Here is an 8,779-nt window from a genome sequence, read left to right on the forward strand (position 1 = left end):
CGGCAGGCGGGAGAGCGAGAGGCACGGCTGCCGCGTCCGGGGCTTTCACATCAGCTGCCGTCTGCGGCCCAGCCAGGTCTGGGCGACGACGACGACCGCCAGGAAGGCGCCGCTGACCACCTGCTGGTAGGAGGAGTCCAGGGAGCCGATCTGGTTGATGACGTTCTGGATCACCTTCAGCAGCAGGACTCCGACCAGGGAGCCGCTGACGTAACCGAGGCCGCCGGTCAGCAGCGTGCCGCCGATGACGACGGCGGAGATGGCGTCCAGCTCCATGCCGTTGCCGAGGATGGTGACGCCGGAGGCGAGCCAGGCGGCGTTGAGCGCGCCGGCCAGGCCGGCCAGCAGCCCGGACAGCGTGTAGACCAGGATCTTCGTGCGGGCCACCGGGGCGCCCATCAGGGCCGCCGCGTCCTCGTTGCCGCCGACCGCGTACACGTGCTGCCCGAAGCGGGTGCGGCGCAGGACGAGGGCGCCGGCGGCGAACAGGGCCAGCGTGATCCACACCGGGTTGCCCAGGCCCAGGGTGGTGCCCTGGCCGAGTTCGGCGAGGAACGAGCCCTTGCCGATGAGGAAGGTGTCGGCGCCCTCGTCCGTGATGGTCAGCATCAGGCCGCGCGCGCCGAGCATGGCGGCGAGCGTGACGATGAACGGGGCCAGCCGGGAGCGGGCGACCAGCAGCCCGTTGACGACGCCGATCAGGCCGCACACCGCCAGGGGCAGCAGCAGCGCCACCAGCGTGCCGTGGCGGGACCCCCAGGCGGCCAGCACACCGCCGAGGGCGAACAGGGATCCGACGGACAGGTCGATGCCGCCGGTGATGATCACGAAGGTCATGCCGAGGGCGACGATGGCCAGGAAGGCCGAACTGGTCGCCATGTTGCTGACGTTGTCGCCGGTGGCGAAGGAGTCGAAGCTGAACGACGCGACCAGGGAGACGAGCACGAGCACGGCCAGTGCGCCGTGCTGCTGGATCAGCGCGCTCAGCCGCTCGGAGCGGGCGGAGCCGGCCGGCTCGGTCTCCCCCGGCGGCTCGTTCCCGGTGGGCGTCACGGGTGTGTCGGTCTTCGTGACGGTCATCGCTTCCCCCGTCCGCGGGCCGCGTAGACCGCGGCGACGATCACTATGGCCTGGGCGATCTGGGTCCAGGAGGGCGGCAGGTCGTGCTTGATGAGGGTGGCGGTGAGGAGCTGGATCAGGACGGCTCCCGCCACGGTGCCGGCGATGTTGACCCGGCCGCCGGTCAGCGGGGTGCCGCCGACCACGACCGCGGTGATCGCGGAGAGTTCCATCAGGGTGCCGAGCGAGGTCGGGTCGCTGGCCTGGAGGCGGGCGGTGGCCAGCACCCCGGCCACCGCCGCGAGCAGGGCGCAGACGACGTACACGACGATCAGCACGCGCCGCACGGGCAGGCCGGCGAGCTGCGCCGCGGGGCGGCTGTCGCCGATGGCGAGGAGCTGGCGTCCGAAGGTGGTGCGGCGGACCACGAACGCCACCAGCAGCGCCAGCGCGGCGGCGATCAGGATCAGGTACGGGATGCCGAGCAGGTCGCCGGAGCCGAGCGAGGCCAGCGCCGGGTTGCGCAGGTCCTCCAGCTGCGGCAGCAGCACCAGCGCCAGGCCCCGGCCGCCGACCATGAGCGCGAGGGTGGCGACGATCGGCTGCACCCCGACGAACGCGACCAGCGCGCCGTTGGCCAGCCCGACACCGGCGGCGAACAGCGCCACCACCAGCAGCGCGGGTACCAGTCCGTAGCCGAGGTAGAGGGCGGTGACGGAGGCCGCCAGCGCCATCACGGCGCCGACCGACAGGTCGACGCCCTCGGTGCCGATGACCAGGGCCATGCCGAGGGCGACGATGATGACGGGCGCGACCTGCACGGCCTGGGTGCGGAAGTTCTCCGCCGACAGGAAGTGCGGGGTGATGACGACGTTGACGACGAGCAGCACCGCGACGCCGGCGTAGACGCCGTAGGTCTGGAGCCACTGCAGGACGCGCGTCCTGTCCAGCGGGGCGGTGCGCAGGGCGGCCTCAGCCATCGGTGGCCACCTCCCCCGCCGCGTGCGCCACCGGTACGGCGTCCCCGGCGATGGTCCGCATCAGCTTGTCCTCGGTGACGTCCTCGCCGGTCAGCTCCCCGACGACGGCGCCGTCCTTCAGTACGACCACGCGGTCGGACCCTTCGATCAGTTCCTCCAGGTCGGAGGAGATGAGCAGGACGCCCAGGCCGTCGGCGGCCAGTTCGTCCACGAGTTTCTGCACCTCGGCCTTGGCGCCGACGTCGATGCCCCGGGTCGGCTCGTCGAGCAGCAGCACCTTGGGGTTCATGGCGAGCCAGCGGGCCAGCAGCACCTTCTGCTGGTTGCCGCCGGACAGTTCGCCGACCTTCTGGTGCGGCGAGGACGCCTTGATGCGCAGCCGCTTGACGAAGGTGTCCACGATGCTGTCGACGCGGGCCTCGGAGACGAGGCCGAAGCGGGACAGGCGGGGCAGGACGGCCAGCGCGATGTTCTCCCGCACCGACAGGCCCGGGACGATGCCCTCGCTCTTGCGGTCCTCGGGCAGCAGGCTGACGCCCGCCCGGATGGCGGCCGGCGTGGAGCCGCCGCGCAGCGGGACACCGGCCACCGTGACCCTGCCCGAACGCACCGGCAGCGCGCCGGAGATGGCCTTCGCCGTCTCGGTGCGGCCGGAGCCGAGCAGCCCGCCCAGTCCGACCACCTCGCCGGGCCGGATGGTCAGGGAGACGCCGTGCAGCTGGTGCGGCACCGTCAGGTCCTCGGCTTCCAGCACGGGCCGGGCGTCGGCCGGGCCGTGGTCGCCGGTGAACTTCGTCAGGCCCTCCTTGCGGACCTCGCCCAGGTCCCGTCCGAGCATCGTCGACACCAGGGCCAGGCGGTCGAGGTCGGCCAGCCGGCCGTGGTGGACGCGCCGCCCGTCGCGCAGCACGGTGACCGTGCTGCACATGGCGTACAGCTCGTCCAGGCGGTGGCTGACGTAGACGACCGCGATGCCGGCGTCCCGCAGCCGCCGGATCACCGAGAACAGGGTCTCCACCTCGCGGGGTTCGAGGGAGGAGGTCGGTTCGTCCATGATGACGATCCGCGCGTCGGTGGCCACGGCGCGGGCCAGGGCCACCATCTGCTGGGCGCCGACCCCGAGGCTGCGCAGCGGCCGGCGGACGTCCACCCGGACGCCGTAGCCGCGCAGGGTCTCCTGGGCCTCGCGGTTCATGCGGGCGACGTCCAGGACCCCGAAGCGGTTGCGCGGCTCCCGGCCCAGGAAGAGGTTGCGGGCCACGCTGAGCAGCGGGATGAGGTTGACCTCCTGGTAGATGGTCGAGATGCCCGCCTTCTGCGCCTCCAGGGGGGTGGCGAAGGAGACTTCGCGGCCCTGGAAGGTGATCCGGCCCGCGTCGGGCCGGTACACGCCGGTGAGGAGCTTGATGAGGGTCGACTTGCCGGCGCCGTTCTCGCCGATCAGGGCGTGGACCTCACCGGCGTGCAGGGTGAGGTCCACGTCGTCCAGGGCCCGGACACCGGGGAAGGTCTTGCTCAGTCCGCGGACGGCGAGGACTTCGGCGGGGGGTGCCACCTGTGCCTCCAGGAAGGGAGTGGTCGAGGAAGGGCCGGGGGCCCGGACGGAACTGCCGGGCCCCGGGAGGAATCAGTAGGCCTTGCCTATGTCCGTCCTGGCGTTGTCCGCGGTGTAGGCGCTGTCCTGGATGATGACGTCCTGCGGAACTTCCTCGCCCTTGGTGAAGGTGTCCAGCGTCTGGAACGCCAGCGGTCCGAAGCGCGGGTTGGACTCGATGACCCCGCTGATCCAGCCGTCGACGATGCCCTGGACGGCGTTACGGGTGCCGTCGACCGTGACGATCTCGATGTCGCCCGGCTTCTTGCCCGCGCCCTTGAGCGCGGCCACCGCGCCCAGGCCCATCTCGTCGTTCTCGGCGTAGATGCCCTTGATGCCGGGGTTGGACTGGATGAGCTGCTCGGTGACCTGCTGGCCCTTCTCACGGGCGAAGTCGCCGGTCTGCTCGAAGACGACCTTCAGGTCCGGGGCCTTCTCGGCGATCCGCTCCTTGAAGCCCTGGGTGCGCTCGGTGGTGACGTTGTTGCCGGCCGAGCCGAGCAGGATGGCGACCTCGCCCTTGCCGCCGGTGGCCTCGATCATCTGGTCGGCGGCGCGCCGGCCCTGCTCCACGAAGTCCGAGGCGATGAAGGAGACGTAGTCCTTGCAGGCGGTGGCGTTGATCTTGCGGTCGATCGTGATGATCGGGACCTTCTTGGCGGCGGCCTGCTGGAGGACGGGGTCCCAGCCGTCGGAGTTGAGCGGGGCGATGACCAGCAGGTCGGCACCCTTGGCGAGCAGGTCCTGCACATCGCTGATCTGCTTGGAGAACTGCGACTGGGCGTTGGCGGTCAGCAGCTTGACGCCCCGCTTCTCGGCCTCGTCCTTGATGGACTGGGTCTCGGCGATGCGGAACGGGTTGGCTTCCTTCTCCGACTGGGAGAAACCGACGGTCGCGGTCCTGAGATCGAGCTTCTCACCGCCGTAGGCGTCTATGGTGCAGGTCTTGCTGCCCGGCTTCGGCGTGGCGACCTTCTGTTCGGCGTCGGCGGCGGCCGCCGGGGAGTTGGTCTCGCTCGTCGACGCGTCGTCCTCGGACTTGGCGCAGGCGGTGGCGGTCAGAGCCACCGCGGCGGCCAGGGCCACGACCGCGGGACGGGCGAGGAGGCGAGGACGGTGAGTGGTGCGCTGCATGGTGACCCCGATCCGGGTGACGCTGAAGGGAACTGGGGAGGCGAAGGAAAAGACAGGAGCTGTGCTCTCCCCCGGCGGGAATCGTGTCAGGTCCGCCGCAATGAGGTTTTTACATCGTTGGAAGAACGCTGTAAACCCCCTGCGTACGCGGGCACTTGAACCGGGGGAAGCAGGGGCGCACCCCCGCGGGCCGCCCCGCGGCGCCGACAGCACCGGTGACCACCCGGTTCGCGGCGCCCCCGGGGTCCGCGCCGGCCGCGGCACGCGGCGGGTACGGCACGCGGGACCTCCGGTCGGCGCGATCGGCTCCGCGCGAGCGGGAGCGGGAGGTGCCGAGGCGTGGTCGCTCGTACCTCCATCAGCCTCGCGCACGGATGCGGGCGAGAGCGGAAGGTGCGGAGCGCCCCCCGCACCTCCAGCAGCACCGCGCACGAACGGGGGCGAGGCGGAAAGTGGCGGAGCGCGCCGCCCCCGCAGACCCGCGTTCGGACCGGGGACGAGACTTCGCCTCGTCGGCGCGTCGCTTCCGGCCTGGGTGTCCGACCCGCCGAGCACCGGCGGGTCGGACACCCTTCGGTCCAGTGCCGGCCGCCGCCTTGTCAGTGCGGCGAAGGCGGATGTATAACGTTGTAAAAGTCACGCCAAGGGACTCGGCGCACGGCTCACGGTGACGGCACCGGACCCGCACCGACCACCCGAGTCGGTCCGCTCCGGAAGGGAATGCCGTGCGGGTCAGCCTCAAGGACGTCGCCGCGCACGCGGGGGTCTCCATCAAGACCGTCTCCAACGTGGTGAACAACTACCAGCACGTCACCCCGGCCATGCGCGAGCGCGTGCAGCGGTCCATCGACGCGCTCGGCTACCGGCCCAACCTGGCCGCCCGGCACCTGCGCAAGGGGCGCACCGGCATCATCGCGCTGGCCCTGCCCGAACTCGGCAACCCGTACTTCGCCGAACTGGCCGCCGCCGTGATCGACGCGGCGGCCGCGCAGGACTACATCGTGCTGCTGGACCACACCGGCGGCCGCCGGGAACAGGAGGTGCTGGTCAGCCAGGGTTTCCGGGCCCGTGTCATCGACGGGCTCATCCTGAGCCCGATCGAGCTGGAGACCGAGGACCTGCACGACCGCGCGGAGCAGGTGCCGCTGGTGCTGCTGGGCGAACGCGAGTACGACCTGCCGTACGACCACATCGCCATCGACAACGTCGCCGCGGCCCGTGCCGCCGTCCGGCACCTGATGGGGCTGGGGCGCCGGGAAGTGGCGTTCATCGGCGCCCGGCGCGGCCGCAGTGAACCCGCGCAGCTGCGGGTGCGGGGCTGGCGCGAGGAGCTGACCGCCGCCGGGCTGCCGACCGACGACGGGCTCGTCGCCGCAACCGACGGCTGGGGGCACGCGGACGGCGCGGCGGCCATGACCCGCATCCTGGAGACCGGGCGGCGCCCCGACGCGGTGTTCGCCTACAACGACCCGATGGCCATCGGCGCGATGCGGGTGCTGCACGCGCGGGGACTGCGGGTCCCCGAGGACATCGCGGTCGTCGGCTTCGACGACGTCGTCGAGGGGCGCTTCGGCGCCGTGACGCTCACCTCCGTGTCACCGGACAAGGAGGCCATCGGCCGGCTCGCGGTCGAGTCGGTGCTCGCGCGGCTCGGCGGCGAGGCTCCCGACCCCCGGCGCATCCGGGCGGACTACCGCCTGGTCGAGCGGGAGAGCACACTGGGACGGCGGTAGGCGGGTCGCCGGCAGCGGGAGACGAGGCGGCGGAGGCGGGTCGCCGGTGGCGGCTTCGACGGTCACGCGTGCCGGGAGCGGCGGGCGACGGCGGGGGCGGTTCGGGCCGGCTCGGCCGGGAGAGGGCTGATCTGAGCGTGCCCGGTCCGCCCGTCGCCGTGCCGGTACCGGCACGAGGTGACTCTCCGCGGCGCTCAGGCGGTCGCGGTGGTCGTGGTGGTCGTGCGGGTCTTCTTGGCCGTCTGGCGCGGCACCTCGGACGCCCCGTCCTGGAGATCGGCGGCGAAGGACTCGGCCGCCGCCTCGGCGGCGATGTCGCTCAGGTCTTCGTTGATCTCGTGGGCGACCCGCTTGGCGTCCAGCACGAGCTTCACGGAGCCCTTGACGGTTCCTCGGACGACCTTCTTCAGGAGGGGCGCCGAAGCCGCCCCGACCAGGAAGACGGGAATGACAGGCAGCATAGTCAGTAAAGCCCTTCTCGTATTGCGTGTCGGGCTTTCCCGACAGCACCCTCGACATTCGACTCTAGCGCTCAGCACAACAGCCCCACCAGGAATATTCACTATGTTCACTCTTTCGGGTAAAGCGCCACTTGAATTGATCTTCCCTGCTTCGGGCTGACCTACTGTGCACCCTGGGGGCAGCTGTCAAGACCTCCCACATCGACCCTTTCCACGTTGACATGGAGGCAGGATTTCCGATGGAAATTCCCGCGACCGGCGAGGCGAATGCTGCGGGTGAAACCGCGGAGGAGGAAGTTCTTTATTCCGCCGAGGTGCGCCACGTGAAAGGCCGGTGCACGCTCGTCATCAACGACCACGTCCACGGGAGCGTGGAGGTCTACGCGGTACCGCAGAAGGCCGTTCAGAAGCTCCCGTTCTATCTGTCCATGCTCAGGAGCAGGATCGCCTGACCGGTGCGCGGCGCCGGTCAGGCCTGCCGCTGTGCCACGATCAGGGGCGGGCTCGGCCGGGAGCCCGCCAGCAGGGACTGGGCCAGCACGCTGTACAACGTGTCGTTGGGCCCGTCGGCGATGCGGAGTCCCCGGATGTCCCGCAGGCGCTTCTCCATCGGCGTGTGACGCGTGTACCCGTCACTGCCGTGCAGCTGGAGCGCCACGTCGACGGCGCGGTAGGCCGCGTCCGTGGCCAGCGCCTTGGCGGCGGAGCAGGCCGCCACGTCCGGGCCCTCCCCGTCCTGGCCGACCCGCTCCAGCAACGAGAAGCACCACGCGGTGGCCGCCTGGACCTCGGCCGCCGACGTGCCCAGCCGGGAGGCGACGGACGGGATGTTCGCGAGCGAAGTACGCCCGACGCTGCGCCGGCGGGCCCGGGTCATCGTCTCCTCGATGGCGGCGGTGGCCGCGCCCAGGCAGACCAGCGCCATCATCAGGCGCCATCCGGAGAAGTGCGCGTCGAAGATCCGGCGGCCGTCACCGGGCGCGCCGAGCAGGCCGTCCTTGCCGACGCGCACGTTGTGGAAGTGCAGGTGCCCCAGGCTCCAGCCGCGCAGACCGAGGGGGGCGGCCGTCTCGGTCAGGACGCCGGCCGTCTCCATCGGCAGCCAGAGCGCCGACAGCGGCACCCGGCGCAGCGCGGCTGCGTCGGTCTGCACCACGGCGGCCTCGTCCGGTGCGACCATCTTGCAGAAGACGACGAACCCGGCGGCTTCCTCGACCCGGCTGACCAGGCCCTTCGTGCCCGAGAGCAGCAGATGGTCGCCGTGGTCGACGGCCACGGTCCGCAGCCCGCGCAGGTCGGAGCCGGAGTGGGGTTCGCTGGACGCCACACCCGCCAGTTCGCCGCCGCGCACGACACGGTCGTGGACCGCCCGGACGACGGCGGGCGCGCCGTAGCGCAGCGCCATGGCCCCGTGACCGGTGCTGAAGACCTCCCGGGCGTCGCAGTCCCGCCGCCCGGCCAGGAACATCGCCAGCCCCTGGGCCACGCGCTCCAGACCGCGGGGAACGACGGCGACCGCGCCCCGGTCCTCCGGGGACCCGCACCCGTCGGCCGGACCGGTCGCGGCGCACGCGAGGTCGAACCCGGTCAGCCCGGCCTCCGCGGCGCGCCGGCGCAGTCCGAGCCAGGGCGGCCGCGCGGCCTCCTCCGTGGCCGGTTCGGGCAGGTGTCCGTCGAGGAAGTCGGTGACGCGCGAGGCGAACGCGCACAGGGCGGGGTGGCGGGCGAGGACGGCACGGATCTCTGAGGCATGCACGTTGGTGTCCTAGTACTCCAGTCTGACTTCGCGATCTTGTCGCGGACCCGGCTGGGAACGGG

General features: G+C 71.7%; 8 protein-coding genes. 2 read left to right on the forward strand and 6 right to left on the reverse strand.

The features are described from left to right. Positions 1 to 45: 45 nt before the first annotated feature. The 4 genes from ACFF45_RS31480 to ACFF45_RS31495 all read right to left on the reverse strand — a co-directional run bounded on the left by ACFF45_RS31480 (position 46) and on the right by ACFF45_RS31495 (position 4,767). The gene (locus ACFF45_RS31480; RefSeq protein ID WP_381350210.1) at positions 46 to 1,080 is read right to left on the reverse strand and encodes an ABC transporter permease; all 1,035 of its coding nucleotides are present in this window, start codon (positions 1,078 to 1,080) and stop codon (positions 46 to 48) included. Beyond that, a complete protein-coding gene (locus ACFF45_RS31485) occupies positions 1,077 to 2,039 on the reverse strand; it encodes an ABC transporter permease (RefSeq protein WP_381350212.1) in 963 nt (320 codons plus the stop codon). The genes ACFF45_RS31480 and ACFF45_RS31485 overlap by 4 nt, the downstream gene beginning before the upstream one ends. Further along, positions 2,032 to 3,594 carry a sugar ABC transporter ATP-binding protein gene (locus tag ACFF45_RS31490; protein WP_381350213.1) on the reverse strand — a complete coding sequence of 521 codons (1,563 nt, stop codon included), beginning with the start codon at positions 3,592 to 3,594 and terminating at the stop codon, positions 2,032 to 2,034. Before ACFF45_RS31490 ends, ACFF45_RS31485 begins: the two co-directional genes overlap by 8 nt. A gap of 72 nt (positions 3,595 to 3,666) precedes the next feature. Then, positions 3,667 to 4,767 carry an ABC transporter substrate-binding protein gene (locus tag ACFF45_RS31495; RefSeq protein ID WP_381350215.1) on the reverse strand — a complete coding sequence of 367 codons (1,101 nt, stop codon included), beginning with the start codon at positions 4,765 to 4,767 and terminating at the stop codon, positions 3,667 to 3,669. A gap of 725 nt (positions 4,768 to 5,492) precedes the next feature. On the opposite strand from ACFF45_RS31495, the gene ACFF45_RS31500 reads away from it, so the two are divergent. After that, positions 5,493 to 6,500 (forward strand): LacI family DNA-binding transcriptional regulator, encoded by a 1,008-nt coding sequence (locus ACFF45_RS31500; protein WP_381350216.1) that lies wholly within the window; start codon positions 5,493 to 5,495, stop codon positions 6,498 to 6,500. A 194-nt stretch (positions 6,501 to 6,694) separates the two neighbouring features. Here the strand turns inward: ACFF45_RS31500 and ACFF45_RS31505 are convergent, their stop codons facing one another. After that, positions 6,695 to 6,961: a DUF5132 domain-containing protein gene (locus ACFF45_RS31505; protein ID WP_381350218.1), complete on the reverse strand. Its 267-nt coding sequence runs from the start codon at positions 6,959 to 6,961 to the stop codon at positions 6,695 to 6,697. 239 nt (positions 6,962 to 7,200) lie between these two features. Between ACFF45_RS31505 and ACFF45_RS31510 the strand changes: the two genes are divergently transcribed. Beyond that, positions 7,201 to 7,413: a hypothetical protein gene (locus ACFF45_RS31510; RefSeq protein ID WP_381350219.1), complete on the forward strand. Its 213-nt coding sequence runs from the start codon at positions 7,201 to 7,203 to the stop codon at positions 7,411 to 7,413. A 17-nt stretch (positions 7,414 to 7,430) separates the two neighbouring features. Here ACFF45_RS31510 and ACFF45_RS31515 read toward each other — a convergent pair whose 3' ends face one another. Continuing rightward, entirely contained in the window at positions 7,431 to 8,717 is a 1,287-nt protein-coding gene (locus ACFF45_RS31515) for an acyl-CoA dehydrogenase family protein (RefSeq protein WP_381350220.1), read from the reverse strand. Positions 8,718 to 8,779 lie beyond the last annotated feature (62 nt).

Source organism: Streptomyces cinereospinus (genome assembly GCF_042430725.1).
Classification (GTDB): Bacteria; Actinomycetota; Actinomycetes; order Streptomycetales; family Streptomycetaceae; genus Streptomyces; species Streptomyces cinereospinus.